We start from the raw sequence: 20,836 nt of genomic DNA, 5'->3' as shown, positions 1-20,836 counted from the left end.
CACATTGAACAATTAGTTATCTTTTATATAACTATGTTTGGTCCATTCATAAACAACTCATCATCTATTTCAATTTTAATTGGCTGAAAAATAAAATCTAGATGAAGGTTAGATGAATTTTTTCCTCCAAACATATCATTCATTCCTATTGCTATATGTGCAGTTCCTTTACACTTTTCATCTATAACTGTACATCCTATAAGCTTCCTAACATTTTCATTTAGCCCTATTCCAAACTCAGCAATAATATCACTGTCACCTTTAAACCCATTTACAAATTCAAATACTTCATTACAAGAACACTTAACCAATTTCCCCTTGTTAAATTCTAATAATATATCAGAAAACTTTTCACCATTTAAAATAAATTCAGTAATTAGAATTGTCCCCTCTGCACTCTCTTCTATTGGAGCTATATAAATCTCTCCACAAGGAATATCACCTGTTCCATCATCCTTATACCATTGCCTATTTTCTAAATTGAATGAAAGTACATTGCTATCTCTGCTATAAATTTTAACCTTATTTCTATTCACCAATTTACCCACAAGGCTTGTGCACTCATCTTTAAGTTGATTAAAATCAATATTCAAAGCATTATACATTGCATCATTATAAGTTCTAAAATCTAATTCTTCATCCCTAGCATTTTCCTCTGTTGGTATTCTAATTTGAATAAACATTTGCTTATCCTTAGTAAGAGTGCTAAAGAGTTTCCTTAAATGCTCAGAATAAAACTCGAATTTATCCTTAGGAAAATCTTTATGTGGTCTTGGATTATACATGAAAATATCTACCACAACATCAGCTATTTTAAATATATCATAATATTTTTCTGGAAAATTTAAATGGTCTCCTGATACCTCAGAAAAGTAATTTTTAATAAATTCTCTAGATTGTTGCCACTTAATTGGGATTCCTCCCACCTTTGCAATTTGAATTGCCATTTTATCCAAAATATCTAAATCCTTATTTTCTCCCCAAAAATTTAAAAATACTATTTTACCTTTTTCTATCTCAAACCCACTAACTATCTTTGGAATAACATCTACAAACTCCATAATATCCCCCAATCTATTTCATATTATTTAGAATTATACCTGCGAATCTATTTCTATGTTTATCTAATTAAATTTTATCCCTATTTTTATTTTTTGTCAATCTATTTTTATATACATCTAAACAAATTCTTTAATTATATATTAGTGTTTATCTTTCATAAAAAATAAGCCGGTGACTTTATATCACCAGCTTATTTCTAATATCTAATCATTAAATATTCAAAGAAATCTAAACTTTATTTTTGTGCAACTATAATTGAGGTACCGTTAAATCTCCATTTTAATTCCGGATTACTAAACCCTGCTTTTTTCAACAACATTATTATATTTTCAACTGTACAAGGTGTATCATAATGGTAAAATCCTTCTGTTATATTATTTTCAACCTTTATACGCTCTAACTCTGCAAAGAAATGATTCTCATCTTCTTGATCTAATGCTGTATAATCTGTCTCAATATATATTCCCCCACAAATCAAACTATCATATATCTTCTTGTATATATTTAGCTTTTCATCATGAGTAAAATGATGCAATGTCATAACCGAAACAGCTGCATTGTATATTTCTTTATTATAATCCACATCAAAATAAGACCCATTAATCAATGTAATTTGTTCTTTTTTAGAACTATACTTTTGTGTAAGTTTTTCTAACATCTTTGTTGACAGATCTATACCTGTAACACTAACTGTAGGATTAACCTTAAATATTTCCTCTAATTCAAGACCTGTCCCACATCCTAAATCTAACAATTTTATTTCATTACCCTCAGGAATATATTTAGCTGTTTCCTTATAATATCTGTCAGCACCATCAACTTCATTCATCATATGTTCTTCATATCCATCGACTCTTTTATCAAAAAAGCTACCCATTTCTTCTAAATCAAAACTCTCATTATTTTCTATACTCATATGCTCTCCCCCACAAATACAATAATTCATGTTTATATTAACATGTTTTTTAACATATGAGTTGCTCTTATTTATTTAGTAAATAAATAAGAGCAAAAGAAACACCATATTTTTCTTATATGCTAGCAGCAAAAGGATTAAACTTAATGGCACTATTATATTGATAAGGATAGAATTGTTTTAAATGTTCAAGATAATTTATCCATTGAAAAGTTAATTCTTTATATACTCTAATAAGATCTCCTCTAAGATGATTGCAATCCTCTGTTGTTAATTCCTTATGCTGTATAAACATAATTTCATCTCTTAAATGCATTAATGACATAAGCAAGTTAGCAAAGGTCTCATGCTCTAAAATATTCTCATTACTTATAAGATTGGATAACATATCCCTGCCACTAATTACAAGGCTTTTAAGCTCAGGATAGTCTATTTTATAGAAATTAACCTCATGATCATGACTACTTAACTTATTTCTACAAGTTTTTAGATCATTGAAATCCAAATCCAAAGCTTGCACCTTTTCATCTCCTGCTACTATTAACTTTAGCAGATAAAACCCAATATCACTAAAAAATAATCCAACCAACATATTTAACTTGCTTATCCTTTCTGCTCGAATACGTTTTTGAGCCAAACTTTCAAAGACAATAGTAACAGCAAGAATGTTTATTGGAATAAAGCATAAACTCATCAAAGAATAATATAAAGTGTTTTCCAATTGCCCAAATATTAAATAATGTACTAAAAACATTACAAAAGATAAAAATAATAATATCCCTGAAGCTGCTAAATAACGTTTAAATTTTTTCATTGTTCGATACTCTCCCTTCTTTGGTTTATCTTTGATATCTCTTTTGGTCTATACATTATAGTAGATTTTTTATCAACTCTATAACCCATTTCCACATATGAGGTTTAGCTTTCTTTATTGCAGCTACAACTTCATCTGGATTCGCTGGAGATTTAAACATATACTGTCCAGTTCCATGCTGGTTAAATGCAGCTACTATACCATTACACACTCCTCCAATAGATATGTCAGCACTAGCATATCCACCTATAGATATATACTTTGCAATTGCTAATCCCCCTAAACTTACAGTATATGATATGGCTGCTCCTCCCATAGATAATATACCTGAAAGAGCCACACCTCCCATAGCTACTAAAATCCCTAAAGCAATTGCTCCAAAGCTTAATACACCTATAGAAATAGCTCCAAAACTAAAAACTCCTATTGATGTAATTCCAACTGCAAATATTCCTTTAGCTACACCAAATGGATTTGTATTTACATGAACAAGCGGAATGCCAAAAACTTTTGTTTTTGATATATACTCAAATGGATATCTAAACCCATTGTAATACACTCCTCTTGACTTAAGCTCTAAATTTTCCCTAAACTCTTCCGCAACATCCTCAGGATTACCTAGTAAACTATAAGGATCACTCTCTCCTGTACTCTGTTGCTTTTCTATAAGAGATGATATTAAATCTTCCCTAATTTGCTTTTCTCTTCTTCCTGTCACTCCTATGCTTCCTATAACTCTATCTATATAATCATTAAACTCACTACTCATTTATATCACTCCCAAACTTAATGCTCAAAGCTTTATTTGTTGCTCTACCAAAATAAATCCATAGATTTATCTGTTCCTTAAGTGCTTCCCTACCAGCCGAAGTAATTCTATAGTATTTTCTTGGAATCTTTCTTTCCTCTTCTGGTATAACTCTATAACTTTCAATCCAACCACTATCCTCAAGTCTGTATAGTATTGGATATAATGTACCTTCCTTCACTCTATAGTATCCTTCACTAATTTTATCTAATAGCTGAATTATTTCATAACCATACATATCTTTTTCACTAATTAATTTCAAAACAATTATGGCTAATGTTCCTTTCTTTAGTTGATTATCAATCTCTGACAAAAAAGTTCATCTCCTTATATACTTAGCATTGCTAAATATATTCTAATAGTAATTATGCCCTTTGTAAATATTTATAAGTTGTTTTATGTAAAAATTTCTTAGTATGAAATTATTTTAACCTCTGAATGCGAACCATTACATTTAATAACCACAAGTAGATAAAAAACTGCTCAAAATTGAGCAGTTTTACTTCTTCCAACCCTTCCATCCCCTCCAACTATTTCTATTATCATTAAAGCAAAAATTTTTAATTAGAAAAACAACAATTAATATTCCCCCTCTACTGCCTAAAACCAAACCAAGGATTAATAATAATGCCCCTATCAAAATACTTGCCCAAAAAATAAATTTTATTAATTCTATAATTATCTTGTATGCTAATCCTCTTTCTCTCACACCTTTATCTTTATCTCTTGAAAAAATAAGAAAAATAGAAACTAGAATTCCCTTAGGTGTTATTTTAAATATAGCTAAATTGGGAGGTTGCCCAATAATCGTATATACGCGCTTTAATTCTTTTCTCATTTTGAAACTTAAAGGATATTTTCTAAGATTTATCTCAAGGGCTCTCGCTAATTCAACTAAGCTTCTTTTTGTCTCCATATCATTTGGCTTAACTTTGAGGTTATTCGCTAAAATTTCTCTTGCTGCTGTCCAGCGTCTAATCTTAACATATGCTTTTCCCATTAAACAAAGCACTTTAAAATCTGAAGGATTTACGTTTTTAATCTGCTTACATATGCTAATTGTTTCACTAAAGCTTCCACTATTGTACATAATATGAGCTTTGTAAAAAATAGTATCCATATCTTTTGGATTTATTTGCTCTGCTTTCTCAAAAGCTATCTTTGCCTTTTTTATGTTCTTTGCTTTTAAATGATATTCAGCCTCCATACACCATAAATCCGGGTCCCCTGCAAATACTTCCTTTGCTATATAAATGTACTTCCAAGCCTCTGTTAAATTATTTTGCTCCAATGCATCAAATGCTTTTTGTCTAGCTTCTAAATATTCCTCATGATTGAATTTATCTCTACTGCTAAAGTAACAATAACGCGGTAACATCTCATTACTTAAGTTTCTAAACATAAACTTAGCATATTTCTCAGAATAACGAGAATATATCTCCCTTTCCTGCTCGTCCCAGTGAAAGCTATTATTTAGAAGTGTCCAAATATTTTGTGGTATGTTATGACTATACACCAAAAAATCCAACATTTCATTATTTAACAATTGCTTGCAATCTAAATTCCACATTATAGCATCATCTAAAAGCTGAATCCAACTCTCTTCTTGAATTCTTGCAAAGAAATCATCATATAGTATCTCAACATTATTCATAAATTCATACACTAGCTGCCATCTACTATGAGGTTTATCGGCTTCATCAATACCATTTTCTAAAATATTAGGCTGCGGTAATTTTACTTTAGGGACAATATTCTCCTCTTCTGAATAATCAAAAAAATGTTCAATTAACTGAGTTTTACCTAAAACTTTAATTTCTTGTTCTGAGATGTCCTCATCATTAATTATTTTCTCCTTCTCATTCTCATTATTTATAGTTTCTTGTTGTATTTCACATTCATTTTCTAAATTTTCTACAATTTCTATATCCTTCAGAACTTCTTTGGGTTTATAGCTTTTTGCCAGCTTTAATGCCCTATCGTAAGATTCCCTTAACCTTTGAAATCCCTCTGGATCATCTTCCGGATGATATATCTTTAATTTCTTTGCATAGGCCTTTTTGATTATTGATGCTTCTCCTGTAGGTTCAATTCCTAACATCTCCCATGGATCCATTAATAATTGCCTCCCCTCTAACTGTGCTAAAATTCCTTTTAATCTCTTTTCTATCTTTGCTTTTGGTATACTACCGGAATTCTTCTCATTAACTATTCTCTCTTCAATCCCTGTATTAACTACTGTAACTTCCACTTGCAAACATTAATACAACATTCCATATTCAAAATTGTAGAGAAAGGTGGTAAAATCCTATTAATTTTACCACCTTCTTTATTATTAAATTTATTTTTTTCTTTTCCTAATAGCATTCAGAACATACTGTGTAAGTATTATTATTCCTACTAATGCTTTAACATATTTAACTGCATGATTTAATGTTGGTCCATTAATTAATGGAACTACAACTATTATAACAATTACCATTATAAAATAAGCCCAACGTTTGTTAAGTATTATACCTTCTGTAATTGTACCAGATGTTGTCTGAAATATCTTTGAATTTTTAGATTCACCAATAAACTTATATACAGCTCTTAACTCTTTTCTAACTTCCAAACTGAGAGGATATCTTTTCAAACTAGCTTCAAGTTCCCTTGCCAATTCTATAAAGCTTCTCTTAGTTTCAATATCATCGCGCTTAATGCTTAAGTTATATTCCAAAACCTCTCTTGCCTTCTTCCATCTCTTGAGTTTTACATAGGATTTGCTCATTAAGCAAAGCACTTTAAAATCTGAAGGATTTATATTTTTAATCTGCTTACATATGCTAATAGACTCACTAAATCTTCTACTATTATACATAACCTGAGCTTTATAAAAAATAGTATCCATATCTTTTGGATTTATTTGCTCTGCTTTCTCAAAAGCTATCCTTGCCTTTTTTATGTCCTTTGCTTTTAAATGATATTCAGCCTCCATGCACCATAAGTCAGGGTCACCTAAATATATTTCTTTGGCAATATAAATATATTTCCATGCCACTGTTAACTTGTTTTGCTCCAATGCATCAAATGCTTTTTGTCTTGCTTCTAAATATTTATCATGACTGAATTTATCTCTACTGCTAAAGTAACAATAGCGTGGCAACATCTCATTACTTAAGTTTCTAAACATAAGCTTAGCATATTCTTTAGAATAACGAGAATAGATCTCCTTTTGTTGCTCATCCCAATGAAAACTATTAATTAAAAGTACCCAAATGTTTTGTGGTATATTATGACTACAAACTAAAAACTCCAACATTTCCTTGTTTATCGATTCCTTGTAATATAAATTCGACATTATAGCATCATCTAAAAGCCGAATCCAATTTTCTTCTTGAATTCTTGCAAAGAAATCATGATATAGCCTCTCAACCTTATACATAAATCTATAAACTAGTTGTTGCTCTCTATGAAGTTTGTTGAATTCATGAGTATAATTTTCTAAAATATTATGCTGCGGTAATTTTACTTTAGGTATAATGTTCTCTTCTTCTATATCATTTGCTAAAATATTATGCAGCGGTAATTTTACTTTAGGTATAATGTTATCTTCTTCTAAATAATCAAAAAATTGTTCAAATAATTCAAACCCATCTGAAACTTTAATTTCTTGTTGTGATATACCCTCATCATTAATTATCATCTGCTGCCTGTCTTCGTTATTTATAGTTTGTTGTTGTATAGAAGCCTCCTTTTCTGAACTTTCTACAACTTGACTATTATTCTGAGTTTCTTTTTGTTTATAACTCTTCGCTAGCTTTAATGCTCTATCATAAGATTCTCTTAACCTTTGAAACCCCTCTGGATCATCTTCGGGATGATATATTTTTAACTTCTTCGCATAGGCCTTTTTAATTATTGATGTTTCTCCTGTAGGTTCAATTTCTAGTACTTTCCACGGATCCATTAATAATCAAACCATCCCTCTAACTGTTCTAAAGTTTCTTTTAATTGTTGTGCTGCCTTTTTAACTTCTCGTTCATCTTGGCGAGAAAGAACAGCTTCAAACTTCTGTAATAAATCACCTATAAATTCACGTTTTTCTCCTAAAGATTCTTCATACAGACGTTCTCCCCTAGCAAGTAATAATCTATTTTCCATTTTATCTCTAGGGTGAATTTTTATATTTTCTAGATCCTTTAATCGTTTTTCTATATTTTCTTTTGACATACTGCCAGGATTCTTTTCAATAACTATTCTCTCTTTGATGCCAGTACTAACTACTATAACCTCCACTTCTAATATTCCATTAATATCATAAGTATATCTAATATCTATTTGCTCTTGTCCAGCTTTTGCTGGTGGAACCTTTACACTTAATTCTCCTAACTTAATATTTCCATCAACACGACGATTCTCACCTTGATAAATATCAATTTGAATTACTGTCTGATTATCTCTTACTGTACTAAGACGTTCTACCCTGCTCACAGGTATAGGAGTATTGCGTTCAATTATAGGCAAAAAGTAACCAGACTCATAATTATCTCTATCAATCCTCTTCACTACTCCTGTTCCAAGAGTATAAGGGCATACATCTGTTAATATAACCTCACTTAACGATTCATTTCTTTCCTTCAACGCAACCTGAATTGCTGCTCCTAAGGCTACTGCCTCATCAGGATTTATATTTGAATAAGGTAACTTTCCAAATATTTTTCCTACAGTTGACTTAATTACTGGCATCCTTGTAGCACCGCCTATAAGAATTACTGCATCTAAATCATTTGGAGTAAGCTCTGCATCCCTTAAAGCTCTTTCAATGGGACGGCGTAATCTTACTAAAAGTGGTACCACTAATTTATCAAATTCTAGTGGAGTTATAATTTTCTCATGATTTTCATCATTTAATCTAAAGCTCATTATCCCTTTTTCATTGCTAGTAATAGCTCTTTTGCATAGTTCTGCTTGCTTATAAAGAGCTGATTTTCCCTTATAATCAAGAGAATTTACATCTATATTTTCACATTCTACAAAATAAGATACGAGGATGTTAGTAAAGTCTTCTCCTCCCAAAAAGTTATCTCCAGCTATGGATTTTACCTCCATAACCCCTTCAAATAACTCTAAGATTGAAACATCAAAGGTTCCTCCACCTAAATCAAAAACAATAAATTTAGTTTCTGATTCTTCTTGATGAAGTCCATAGGATATAGCTGCTGCTGTTGGTTCACTAACTAATCTCTCAACCTTTAAACCTGCAAGCTCAGCTGCCTTTTTAGTAGCCTTTCTTTGAGCATCATTAAAGTAAGCTGGTACACTTATAACTGCTTCTGTTACTTCTTCTCCCAAAAATGCTTCTGCATCTGATTTTAAAGATTTCAAAACAAAGGAGGATAGCTCCTCTGAAGAAAATGAATATTTACCCAAATGGAACTGTTTTTCCGTTCCCATATATCTTTTGAATGCAAATGCTGTTAATTGAGGATGAGTGATAAGACGCTCCTTAGCTACTTGTCCTACAATTATTTCATTATTTTCATCAACACTTACAACAGAAGGTGTAAGATTAGATCCTAAAATATTTGGTATTATCTTTGCTCCCTCTTCAGTCCAATATGCCACAAGACTATTTGTTGTTCCCAAATCTATTCCAATAGTTGTCATTACTTTTATCCCTCCCACATTTTATGGCTAATATCTTCAAATTTTTCAATTATATATAATCATTATACTGTTACCATTAATTATCAGCAACTATTGTGCAACTACTTAATGCCAATATTTTTTATATTTATAAGGTTTGATATGTATATATGGACATGTTATAATAAAAAAATCTCAGGCAACTGCGAATCCACAGATTTTTTACGCATGTGCCTTTTAGAACAAATTCAAGATAAACTTGTCAGATCAGTATAATTTCTTTTTTATTCTTTTCCCATACTAAACCTAATCAAATAGCCTTTTTATAAGTTATCTACAAATTTGATTTTATTATAATTTCCTAAAGAATAAAAAAATTCAATATAATATAAACACAAATTTATATTATATTGAATCTTTTTATATAAATCATTCCTAATATTACTTAAATTAACAAAAATAATTTTAAAAAGGTGTACATACTATGAGAAATATCACAAAAAAATCAGTTTTTATCTTATTTCTATCCTTACTACTTATAACAAACTATTTAAGCACTACTGATGTAAGTGCAGTTACAATAAGTACTGCTCAACGAAAGATTAATGCTCAAAAGTTAGTTAACAGTAAAGGATTATCTTCAAAGACAAAATATTTAATCTACGTAGATTTAAAATCAAGACCTCAAACAGTATATGTATTTAAAGGGAAGTATCAACACTGGAGTTTGATTAACTCCTTCACTTGTTCTGGTGGATTACCTGGTGGAAAAGAAACTGTAACAGGACAATTTACAGTTCAAGCAAAAGGTTCTTGGTTTTTCAGTTCAAAATATCAGCAAGGTGGAAAATATTATACTCAGTTCTGCGGTAATTACTTGTTTCATGGATTACCAATGAACAGATATTATAAAGTTGTAGATTGGACTTTAGGAAAACCTGCATCTCATGGCTGCATAAGACTAGCAGTTTCAAACGCAAAGTGGATATATAACTATATGACTTATGGGACAAAAGTGTATATACCATATGCATATTAGCTGCCAATTTTAAGTCAAATTAAAGCAATCAATATAAAACAGTATATATCTAAATAAAAATTCTATTTTCTTTGTCGAATATAGAATTTTTTTCTTTTATTTTGGCAAATAAATATAAACTTACTGAGGTTGCATCCGATAAATATTTATAAATATAAACTTGAGTATATTTCTTAATATCGTATATATTCTATAAAATTTCTTCATATCACATTAATATGTATTTTTAAGACTTGATAATATAGCTCACTTGTAAAATATGAATTAATTTAATTAGAAGATATACACCATTTTAAACTTGTTGAAATTTAATAATTTGATGAAAGGAGAATGATGTTGAATAGAAAAAAAAGCTTTGTATCCCTAGTTATCTTTTGCCTATTAGCCCTTCTAATAGGTCTCTCTGATAAAAATGCAGGAATAAATAAAAGTCTTCATAATGGCTATAAACTTTCTAAAAATGAAGAAACTCATATAAATCTTTTATCAAGCTACACTATTGATTCATCATGGTATGTTATCAGTCCTGCTGATACAGCCACTACTCCTTTGGACGATATTATTAATCAAAAAATGGCAGAAGGAGAAACAAAATTTTATATAAAAAATGGCGACTATTACCTTAATAGCAGTATAAGAATCACCAGTCCAAATGTAATTATTTATGGGGAATCTAAAGAACACACACAAATTATACAATTAAACTCTGGGAATAATAATATAGAAGTAACAGGAAGTAATGTAGAGGTTTCAAACTTAACTATAAATAACAAAAATGGTGCTGCAGCTTTTACTTCTAGAGATGCAGATTATGTTACTCTTCAGGATTGTATAATATATGGCTCTTGCAATAATTCAGCGGTAACATTTTGGGGAAGAATTGGTGTGACTGATCTTGATGCTGTTGAAAATAAAAATTTAAGTGATCATAATGTAATACAAAATAACATTATACATTCTAATTTAAACTCTTCTGAAAAAGATGGATTAGTATTTTTAAAACAAATAAACGGAAGTATAACAAATAATATTATAACTGGTAATAGAATTGCATTTTATCTATGTAGAAATTCTGACGTAAGCTACAACTCTATTAGTAATTCAGATACAAATGGAATTAGATGTACAGTTCCTGCTTACGATAATACTATTATGTATAATACTATAGATAATACTTTGGCATCTGGAATTTGTGTAGTAAGAAATGATCAAGGAGCTACTCCATCGAGCTATAGAGCTCATGGATTCAAAATCAGTCATAATACTATTACTAATTCAAGATATTTCGGTATAGAAATATCTAACTTGGAAGATGATTCCAATAATCCAGACGATTCTATAGATAGCAACACTATAAGCCAAGTAGACTTTGATGGAATATACTTGCTTTATTCCACCAATTTAAAGATTTTGAATAATAAAATTGCAGACGTTGGATTAGCTACTGCAACTAATGGTCGTAATATATGGGGTTGGAATTCAAACTTAAATTCAGGAATATTTCTAGATTATTTGGCATCTGGTTCAATTATTGATTCCAATGAAATAACCAACAACAATAATGCTTGCCTTAATGGAATTAAAATACCAAGTAATAACTTAAATCAAAATAACGTCATAACTCATAATACTATAATCGGTTATTTTTCTAATCCAATAGCAGGTAATATAAACAGTCCAGACTATACTACTATATCTGATAACCTAATACTACTAGAACCTGAAAATATAAGAACAGCTTCCGATGTAGATAATATTACTGTGGCTTGGGATTCTGTAACTAACGCTACAAGTTATGAAATTCAAGTTAATAATGATATACCTATCAATGTTGGAACTGACTTAGCTTATGATGCAAAAGGATTAACTAGTAATACAGACTACACATTCAAAATCAGAGCAAAACTAAATGATAAGGTTGGTCCATGGAGCAACACTACAACAGCTACAACTTTAATGAGTGCTCCAACAAATATAAATACTGAACCTACAACTGATAGTATTAAAATAAGCTGGGATTCTGTACCTGGAGCTACAAGCTATAAAATTCAGATTGATAACGGTACACCTGTTGACATAGGAAACAACACATCTTATACTCATACAGGTTTAGACAGCAATACTAATCATACTTATAAGGTTTGCGCTGTTGGTGGTATTTGGAGTAATGACATTCCATCTACTACACTTTTATTCGCTCCTACTAATATAAACACCATTTCCGATGTTAGTAATATTTATTTGAGTTGGAATCCAGTAACAAATGCTACTCAGTATGAGATTGAAATTAATGGAGTAATTCTTAACGTTGGTACTGATACTCACTATTCTCACACTGGCTTGGATAGCAACACAGCTTACAAGTACAGAGTGAGGGCCGTTGATGGCACTTGGAGCAGTGTTTTTACCGCCAATACCCTATTACTTGCTCCAACAAATATAAATACTGAACCTACAACCAATACCATTAAAGTAAGTTGGGATTCTGTGCCTGGAGCTACAAGCTATAAAATTCAGATTGATAACGGTACACCTGTTGACATAGGAAACAACACATCTTATACTCATACAGGTTTAGACAGCAATACTAATCATACTTATAAGGTTTGCGCTGTTGGTGGTATTTGGAGTAATGACATTCCATCTACTACACTTTTATTCGCTCCTACTAATATAAACACCATTTCCGATGTTAGTAATATTTATTTGAGTTGGAATCCAGTAACAAATGCTACTCAGTATGAGATTGAAATTAATGGAGTAATTCTTAACGTTGGTACTGATACTCACTATTCTCACACTGGTTTAGATAGCAACACAGCTTACAAGTACAGAGTGAGGGCCGTTGATGGCACTTGGAGCAGTGTTTTTACCGCCAATACCCTATTACTTGCTCCCACAAATATAAATACTGAACCTACAATTGATAGCATTAAAGTAAGTTGGGATTCTGTGCCTGGAGCTACAAGCTATAAAATTCAGATTGATAACGGTACACCTGTTGACATAGGAAACAACACATCTTATACTCATACAGGTTTAGACAGCAATACTAATCATACTTATAAGGTTTGCGCTGTTGGTGGTATTTGGAGTAACGATATTTCAGGGACTACCTTGTCACCACCACCTCCTCCAGACCCAGTTGTAATTCCTGCTCCTACTAATATAGTTGCTATTGCTACAGTTAATAGTATTAAGGTGAGCTGGAACTCAGTTATTAACGCTACTGGGTATGAGATTGAGGTTAATGGAGTAATTCTTAACGTTGGTACTGATACTCACTATTCTCACACTGGCTTGGATAGCAACACAACTTACAAGTACAGAGTTAGAGCTATTGGCGGTACTTGGAGCAGCATTATTACTGCTACTACCTTGCCACCACCTCCTCCTCCAGATCCAGTTGTAATTCCTGCTCCTACTAATATAACTGCTATTGCTACAGTTAATAGTATTAAGGTGAGCTGGAACTCAGTTATTAACGCTACTGGGTATGAGATTGAGGTTAATGGAGTAATTCTTAACGTTGGTACTGATACTCACTATTCTCACACTGGCTTGGATAGCAACACAACTTACAAGTACAGAGTTAGAGCTATTGGCGGTACTTGGAGCAGCATTATTACTGCTACTACCTTGCCACCTCCTCCTCCTCCAGATCCAGTTGTAATTCCTGCTCCTACTAATATAACTGCTATTGCTACAGTTAATAGTATTAAGGTGAGCTGGAACTCAGTTGCTAACACTACTGGGTATGAGATTGAGGTTAATGGAGTAATTCTTAACGTTGGTACTGATACTCACTATTCTCACACTGGCTTGGATAGCAACACAACTTACAAGTACAGAATTAGAGCTATTGGAGGCACTTGGAGCAGCATTATTACTGCTACTACTTTAGTACCAACTCCTAAGCCTAAGCCAACTCCTGCTATAGTTCCAAGTAAGTCAAATCCATTGCCAACTATTAAACCAAATATAACCACAAAACAACCAATTCCAACAAAGAGAACATACTATACATTAAAAAAACACTCAGATAATATTACTTCTAACTTAGGAAAATCAGAAAACACTTTAGATATAGTAAAAGAAAACTCTAAAATATCTGATAAAAAAGATTTAGAGAAAAAAAATTCTACTAAAGATGTTATTAAAAATACTACCTTGGGTTATTCTAAGAAACTTATAATAATAGTACTCACTTTATTTACTTCTTCATTAGTTGCGAGTATAATTATAAAAAGATTTAAACATAAAAAATAAGCAAGTAATTCATTTATATTGTTGAATTACTTGCTTATTTGCTTTAAGAATCCTGTGAGATATTCTTATAATCTTTAACTGAAAAACTTATATTCACTACTAATGTCATAGTGAATTTCCTAGGCATCATTAGATTTTAAAATGTTCTTTTAATTTTTGTAATCTACAAAGATATTGTTCTTCTGTAAAATACCCAACATCTTTGATTCCTTCCAATGTCTCTAAACATTTGTTATAACTTTCATACTGCTCTCTTTCTTCATTCCTTTTTTTAACTAACTTAATTACATCTTCAAGCTCATTGTCATCTAAAATCTTTAAATCTCGTAGCTTTACTAAGTCACATTCCTTTTTATGCTTTATGTTATTATCTACATAATCCAATAAAGGATTAATTGCTTTCATAGTTGCACAATAATTAATAATAAATATGATAATAATTATTAGTATAAATTCAGCTAGGTCCATACAATTCTTCACCCTTTTCTCTTTAATCAAACGTCAACCGAAAACTTCTCTTATTTAATTAATTTTGAAATACTCTTTAAGTTTCATTTTTCTAACCAAATACTCCTCATCATTTAAATATCCTATTTCTTTTAGATCTTTTAATACATTTGAATATTTTGTATACTTTTCATAATGTCCTACTTCAAGGCCTCTCTTTTCATATAATTCCATTACCTCTTCAAGTTCAGCATTGCTTAATACATCAAAATCTTTGAGTTTCATCAAATCAAGCTCTTGTTTATATCGAATCTCCCTTTCCTTGGAATTCTCCAGTAATTGTTTAACTGCTAACTTAGTTGCACAATACACAATAATAAACAGTAGGAACACTCCTAATAAAAATAAAAAAATGATTTCCATTCTATATCTCCCATTCTAAATTATTAACTTAAACTCATCAATAACACTACTATATTTTACATACATTCCTCATCCATTGTACTCTATGCAGAAAAGCTACCACTCTGTACTATTTGAGTGATAGCCTATTTTTACTTATCCTTTGTATACACAATTTTCTTTATACTATCTATAGAAAGGAAGAATTCTTCTGCTAAATCCTTTATCTTAAATCCATTAGAATGCTTATTTCTTATTTCTTCATTTCTACCTTGTATATAACTACGACTTCCAGAGTTCTCTCCCCATCTCTTCTTTTTTTCTGCTTGAGATGGAATGTATATATACTCACCTTGAATATACTTCTGAATTTCTTTAATTAAATTATCTGGTAAAACTGTCTCAACCTTTACATATTTCACAACCCTCAGCTCCTTAAATTTATCTTTTAAATTTAAGAGGCAAAGCCTGCACAATATGATTATAATCTCTAAAGGTGACTTTATCTATTATCTCTGTGCAAATTGTCACCATACACCATATTTACAGGCTTTGCACAGAGTACTTTAAGTTGTTCAAATTCCATTAGTAGATATTTCATTTACCTACACCTCCAATAAATCTCTTCTTAGATAATACCAAATAATACATGTTTTATCAATTTATATATGTGTAAATTTTTAAATATGTATATACCTTTTGTCCAATTGTAGACTATATTAAACACGAGATTTTATATCAAGCTTCATTTGTTTAAATTCTTGTTTTGAAAACTTTATGTAACTATTACAATTAGGGCAAATAGCACAATATATCTTTTTATATGGTATAACAGGAATAAAGTATATTGAAATCCACCTTCTCTTAATATATAAATTCCAAGTTCCTGTACTACCGCAATAATCACACTCATGTTGAAAAATTGGTCCTAAATCCTTATTAGTTTCTTCTCCCCATCCCCAAAGCATCTTTTTATCACTTCCTACACCTTTTTGATAATTATACCATTTTACTGTTTTCATTAACAATGCTGAAAAAACAAACATTAATTATATTATTTTATGTCTTTCTCTGTTATACTTGAAGTTAAACAAATATAGTAAAAGAGGTGTTTTTTATAAATACTAATTATAAAAACGTAGAAAACAAATATAAAATTGAAGGAGATGTAGCCTTAATTACAATTCTTAAAAAGAATGGATCTGAACTTATAGCCAAAATAGACGTTGATGATTTGGATAAAGTTAAAAAAACAGGAACTTGGTTTGCTGAGTGGAATAAAGACTTCAATAATTATCTAGTTCAAAGCATTAGTTCAACTAAGATGAATAAAAAATCTAAACCACTTAAACAAAGTCTACAAAGCATTATTTTAGATACCAATCCTAAAACACCTATTAAGCACATTAACGGAGATACCTTAGATAATAGAAAAAACAATCTAAAAATAGTTGAAAGAAACATTAAGAATGATTATGAAATTTTAGATGAAAATACTGTTGCCATACTTTTAAGAGATAAGCTTGGAAACATTTCATCTAAAGCTTTAATATCAAAGGAAGATCTAAATCGTGTAATTACCGATGATTTTAGTTGGGTAGAATATAAAACTCATAGTAATATTCACGTTGTAGCTAACACTCCTAATGGTAGAATCTTTTTAGACAAAATGCTTATGCAGCCTAGTGATGATCAAATTATTCACCATATTAACCTTAATCCATTGGATTGTAGAAGAATTAATATGGAAAAAAAAGATATAGAAAATGTAGAAATTTAGCATTTTTCTTTGTTAATGTACAATAAAAGCAGAAGAGATACTTGTATAAAATTTACATATATCTCTTCTGTTTTTATAATAAATTTTAATTAATTATACTAATTAATTAAAATTTATTTTACTTTTTTTAAATTTAGTGTTCATTTTATGTAGTAAATGCTATAATATCCATAAACTATATTTTTTTCTAATGAGGTGGTTTAATTGTCAAAATTATATAAATACTTATCATTGAGGTATCCACATATTGACACAAATCAATATTACGATAACTTTGATTCTCTTAGAATATCTATTAATAATGACCGATGCAAAAGAATGGTTAATATATTGTTACTATTAAATATAATTTTTATAATAGTAGATTTGACAATTTATAAGTCTATGCGAGTAAAAGCACCTTCATACGTATACTTATACTATTCTCATATTATTATATCTCTTTTAATAATACTTTGGCTTGTACTGTTAAACCTCCAGGAAAATAAGAGATTTACTTCCCTTAACCCTAAATTCTTCTATTCTTCATTTTTAAATCTTATACTATATTGGGGAGTATTTATGGGGTTGAATAATGCATATATTAGTGGTCAGATTACAGGTTATATTGTTTGTGTTCTAGCAACTTCAGTTTATTTATACTTAAAACCTGTTGAAGCCTTCCTTACATACTCAAGTTCTTTAATTATTCTTATTGTAAGTTTGGTTTTTACTGTTAATAATGAAAACTTGCTATATACTCACATTATCAATGCAAGTATTGTTGTTATTCTATCTTATATAATTTCAAAAATAAATTTTTTAAATTTCTTAAAGGAATTTATTCATAAGAAAAAAATATTACAAAGTAAACAAGAATTAGAAAAAATAAATGTTAAATTGAAAGAATACGAAAAGCTAAGAACAGACTTTTTCGCCAATATATCTCACGAATTAAAAACTCCAATAAATGTTATCTTCTGTGCTGAACAAATTATTGATTTTTCACTTAAACAAAATCAATGTAATAATGATAACCTTAGTAAGTATCTTAAAATGATTAAACAAAATTCATATAGATTAACCAGATTAATTGGAAACCTTATTGATATCACTAAGATTGATGCTCTTAATTTTGAAGTTAAATTAATTAATGCAGATATTATACAAGTGGTTGAAGATATAACTATGTCCGTAGCAGCTTTTGTAGAAGATAAAGGAATATCTCTTGTTTTTGATACAGAAATAGAAGAAAAAATTATTGCATTCGATCCAAATCAAATTGAAAGAGTTATTTTAAATCTTTTATCAAATGCAATAAAATTCACAGATAAAGCTGGAGAAATTTTTGTGTCTATTTATCTGAAAGATAATAATGTTTGTATTTCTGTAAAGGATACCGGTATAGGAATCCCAAATGATATGTTAAATTCAATCTTTGATAGATTTATTCAAGTAGATAACGCATTGCCTAAAAATCATGAAGGGAGTGGTATAGGATTATCGCTAGTTAAATCCCTAGTTGAGATGCACAAGGGCAGTATTAATGTAAACAGCAAGCTTGGTGAAGGCAGCGAATTTATAGTTTCACTTCCCGATACAATCATCTCCAATAGCCAACAAACTCTAAATTCAACTAACATGGAAGATGATTATATTAAAAAAATAAATATAGAATTTTCAGACATTTACCAGTGAACTAAGATAACTTCTAGTTCACTTATTTGCTAAAAAGGTTGATTTTTTTAATTTCTACACAATAAAAAAGAGGTATATAATCATACCCCTATAATACATTTCATTTAAAATTATCTATTAATTTCATTCTTAGAAATTTTCTCGATTACTAAGGTCCCTATTCCGTCTCCATTTAATATGTTCTCAAGTTCATATACATTTCTAAATTTCATATATATATCACCTTCCATCTCCATGGTATGTCCAGCTAATATTTCAGCTTTTGATTCATATACATAATTAAATATATTTTCAAATAAATTATATACCTCTCCTGTTTCTTCAATAGTTCCATAATAAGCGTATTCATAAATATCATACAAGTTATTACCTTTTGTCACAAACCATACTCCATCATTATAAGGAACCTTCACAAAACTTCTCCATACCATCATAGCTGGTATAGAGATTAATTCTTTAGCCTCATCATCTTCTACCATTTCCTTTATCAGCGAAGGAATTATAGAATTCCAACTGTATGGATTTGCCATACCTAATAGATCATATTGTAAAAAGCCATATGCCAATTTAGAGTAAGCATTAAAAATATGCATTTGATCTTTGCTATTTCCTTTATAAAAAGCAATAATATGATACTTATGATCTCTCATTCTCTTTAATTCTACTTCATTCCCATAAGCACAATTAACTGTATAATTATATATTTCTTCTGGTAATGGAGCATCTAATCCTACTAACTGAAAAAGATCATCATTTATTTTTACATTACATAATAGTGCGTCTTTTCCATCTAAGTCGTATTCAAAATCAATATTAACCTTTGAATTATCAATCTCACTTATTGTTTTAATAACAGCTTCCTTATCTACTACAAATGATTTGTGAAATAACAAATATAACGCAAAGACCTTCTCGTCTTCTATCTTTTCTTCTTCTGGCAAAATATCTATATTTTGTTCTAACTCAACTTGCTGCTTATGCTTTTTCTTAAATAAACCAAACATCTCATCCCTCCATGATAAATCTTTCTATATTTAATTTTACCACTTAACTATTGTTAAGCAATTTATTTTATTTAAATTGATCCTCCATGGAAAAAACATTCATAAATCTTGTTATTACCCAAATAAATTTCCTCATAGCCTTGAAACCAATTAAAATCTCCATGAACAATGCAATGGTACTTATACTGTCCGTTCTCATACATTACTGGCCCTCGATAAGGGAAGTCTCTAGATACTTCCCTTAGAGCTTCTTTTAGAAAATCCCCAGAGAATCCTTCCCCCAGGATTCTCCCAATATAATTCATTGTCCAAAATGGAATATCCCCTTTCCACACTGCCTCCTCTCCTGCAAACTTTTCTCCTCCAAGGTATGTGTCATAGTATCTAAGTTCACCTTCTGAATACTCCAAATCATGAGAATTAGGCCTAGATGGCTTTGTTTCTGCCCCCTTTCCAGCATATGTGGCTTTTTTAGCTCTGCATAGAAAATCTATGACATCCTCGTTTATATAACTGATCTTAGATTCCTCTATGTTTAACCTGCAATTTTCTTCATAATCATTAACTAGCTTATCTATGCTCACTTTAAAAAAATCACTTATTGCAATTAGTCTAGCTATATCAGGGTAAGATTGCCCAACTTCCCACTTGGCCACAGCTTGTCTTGATATACCCAAAACCTCAGCTAACTTCTCTTGTGATAATCCCTTTGATTTTCTTAATGTTTGCAGTTGTTCTTGAAAACTCATTTCTAATCACCTCTAAAATTAGTATACTGGTACTATTTCCTCTACTCTACCAATTAGATATAACAACTTTGACAACTTATAGTTGCAAAAATTATTTTTTTATTATCTTTTCTAACATCTATATCTTTATTCATATCCATAAACACCTTCTGCCTACGCAATAATTAATTCTTATCTTCTATTTTATCAATTGATGTTAAAAGAATCCAATTGACTTTACAATTTTTTCATATGGTGTATT

At 30.2% G+C, this 20,836-nt stretch carries 18 protein-coding genes; 4 read left to right on the top strand and 14 right to left on the bottom strand.

Going from position 1 to position 20,836, the window contains the following annotated elements:
* Positions 1 to 23: 23 nt before the first annotated feature.
* The 8 genes from OCU47_RS19365 to OCU47_RS19330 form a co-directional block, all read right to left on the bottom strand.
* On the bottom strand, positions 24 to 1,061 hold the full coding sequence (locus OCU47_RS19365; RefSeq protein WP_261830209.1) for an aminopeptidase: 1,038 nt from the start codon (positions 1,059 to 1,061) through the stop codon (positions 24 to 26).
* A 236-nt stretch (positions 1,062 to 1,297) separates the two neighbouring features.
* Positions 1,298 to 1,978 (bottom strand): class I SAM-dependent methyltransferase, encoded by a 681-nt coding sequence (locus OCU47_RS19360; RefSeq protein WP_261830208.1) that lies wholly within the window; start codon positions 1,976 to 1,978, stop codon positions 1,298 to 1,300.
* Positions 1,979 to 2,093: 115 nt separating this feature from the next.
* Positions 2,094 to 2,792, bottom strand: a complete 699-nt coding sequence (locus OCU47_RS19355; RefSeq protein ID WP_261830207.1) for a hypothetical protein — start codon at positions 2,790 to 2,792, stop codon at positions 2,094 to 2,096.
* Between the two features lie 55 nt (positions 2,793 to 2,847).
* Positions 2,848 to 3,561, bottom strand: coding sequence for a hypothetical protein (locus OCU47_RS19350; protein ID WP_261830206.1), 714 nt, complete (start codon positions 3,559 to 3,561; stop codon positions 2,848 to 2,850).
* Positions 3,554 to 3,913, bottom strand: coding sequence for a PadR family transcriptional regulator (locus OCU47_RS19345; RefSeq protein ID WP_261830205.1), 360 nt, complete (start codon positions 3,911 to 3,913; stop codon positions 3,554 to 3,556). The genes OCU47_RS19350 and OCU47_RS19345 overlap by 8 nt, the downstream gene beginning before the upstream one ends.
* A 186-nt stretch (positions 3,914 to 4,099) precedes the next feature.
* Entirely contained in the window at positions 4,100 to 5,857 is a 1,758-nt protein-coding gene (locus OCU47_RS19340; RefSeq protein ID WP_261830204.1) for a J domain-containing protein, read from the bottom strand.
* Positions 5,858 to 5,941: 84 nt separating this feature from the next.
* Positions 5,942 to 7,549 (bottom strand): J domain-containing protein, encoded by a 1,608-nt coding sequence (locus OCU47_RS19335; protein WP_261830203.1) that lies wholly within the window; start codon positions 7,547 to 7,549, stop codon positions 5,942 to 5,944.
* A complete protein-coding gene (locus OCU47_RS19330) occupies positions 7,549 to 9,249 on the bottom strand; it encodes a molecular chaperone HscC (RefSeq protein ID WP_261830202.1) in 1,701 nt (566 codons plus the stop codon). The genes OCU47_RS19335 and OCU47_RS19330 overlap by 1 nt, the downstream gene beginning before the upstream one ends.
* 463 nt (positions 9,250 to 9,712) lie before the next feature.
* Between OCU47_RS19330 and OCU47_RS19325 the strand changes: the two genes are divergently transcribed.
* A complete protein-coding gene (locus OCU47_RS19325; protein ID WP_261830201.1) occupies positions 9,713 to 10,267 on the top strand; it encodes a L,D-transpeptidase in 555 nt (184 codons plus the stop codon).
* A gap of 336 nt (positions 10,268 to 10,603) precedes the next feature.
* Complete coding sequence (locus OCU47_RS19320; RefSeq protein WP_261830200.1) at positions 10,604 to 14,536, top strand: fibronectin type III domain-containing protein; 3,933 nt, start codon at positions 10,604 to 10,606, stop codon at positions 14,534 to 14,536.
* A gap of 129 nt (positions 14,537 to 14,665) precedes the next feature.
* Here the strand turns inward: OCU47_RS19320 and OCU47_RS19315 are convergent, their stop codons facing one another.
* The 4 genes from OCU47_RS19315 to OCU47_RS19300 form a co-directional block, all read right to left on the bottom strand.
* The gene (locus OCU47_RS19315; protein WP_261830199.1) at positions 14,666 to 15,004 is read right to left on the bottom strand and encodes a hypothetical protein; all 339 of its coding nucleotides are present in this window, start codon (positions 15,002 to 15,004) and stop codon (positions 14,666 to 14,668) included.
* Between the two features lie 54 nt (positions 15,005 to 15,058).
* Positions 15,059 to 15,406: a hypothetical protein gene (locus tag OCU47_RS19310; RefSeq protein WP_261830198.1), complete on the bottom strand. Its 348-nt coding sequence runs from the start codon at positions 15,404 to 15,406 to the stop codon at positions 15,059 to 15,061.
* Positions 15,407 to 15,537: 131 nt separating this feature from the next.
* Positions 15,538 to 15,807 carry a CD3324 family protein gene (locus OCU47_RS19305; protein ID WP_261830197.1) on the bottom strand — a complete coding sequence of 90 codons (270 nt, stop codon included), beginning with the start codon at positions 15,805 to 15,807 and terminating at the stop codon, positions 15,538 to 15,540.
* Between the two features lie 297 nt (positions 15,808 to 16,104).
* Positions 16,105 to 16,407, bottom strand: a complete 303-nt coding sequence (locus OCU47_RS19300) for a zinc ribbon domain-containing protein (RefSeq protein ID WP_261830196.1) — start codon at positions 16,405 to 16,407, stop codon at positions 16,105 to 16,107.
* Between the two features lie 95 nt (positions 16,408 to 16,502).
* Here OCU47_RS19300 and OCU47_RS19295 point away from each other — a divergent pair, with 95 nt between their 5' ends.
* Together OCU47_RS19295 and OCU47_RS19290 are read left to right on the top strand one after the other, a co-directional pair.
* The gene (locus tag OCU47_RS19295) at positions 16,503 to 17,165 is read left to right on the top strand and encodes a hypothetical protein (RefSeq protein WP_376778063.1); all 663 of its coding nucleotides are present in this window, start codon (positions 16,503 to 16,505) and stop codon (positions 17,163 to 17,165) included.
* A 561-nt stretch (positions 17,166 to 17,726) separates the two neighbouring features.
* Positions 17,727 to 18,842, top strand: coding sequence for a sensor histidine kinase (locus tag OCU47_RS19290; protein ID WP_261830194.1), 1,116 nt, complete (start codon positions 17,727 to 17,729; stop codon positions 18,840 to 18,842).
* A gap of 110 nt (positions 18,843 to 18,952) precedes the next feature.
* On the opposite strand, the gene OCU47_RS19285 is transcribed toward OCU47_RS19290, so the two are convergent.
* Both OCU47_RS19285 and OCU47_RS19280 read right to left on the bottom strand, forming a co-directional pair.
* On the bottom strand, positions 18,953 to 19,846 hold the full coding sequence (locus OCU47_RS19285) for a DUF4261 domain-containing protein (protein WP_261830193.1): 894 nt from the start codon (positions 19,844 to 19,846) through the stop codon (positions 18,953 to 18,955).
* 71 nt (positions 19,847 to 19,917) lie between these two features.
* Positions 19,918 to 20,595: a DUF5680 domain-containing protein gene (locus tag OCU47_RS19280; RefSeq protein WP_261830192.1), complete on the bottom strand. Its 678-nt coding sequence runs from the start codon at positions 20,593 to 20,595 to the stop codon at positions 19,918 to 19,920.
* Between the last annotated feature and the right edge of the window lie 241 nt (positions 20,596 to 20,836).

The sequence above is a fragment of the Clostridium sp. TW13 genome (assembly GCF_024345225.1).
Classification (GTDB): Bacteria; Bacillota; Clostridia; order Clostridiales; family Clostridiaceae; genus Inconstantimicrobium; species Inconstantimicrobium mannanitabidum.
Note: the sequence above shows the minus strand (reverse complement) of the source record. Positions and strands in the feature narration are given on the sequence as shown.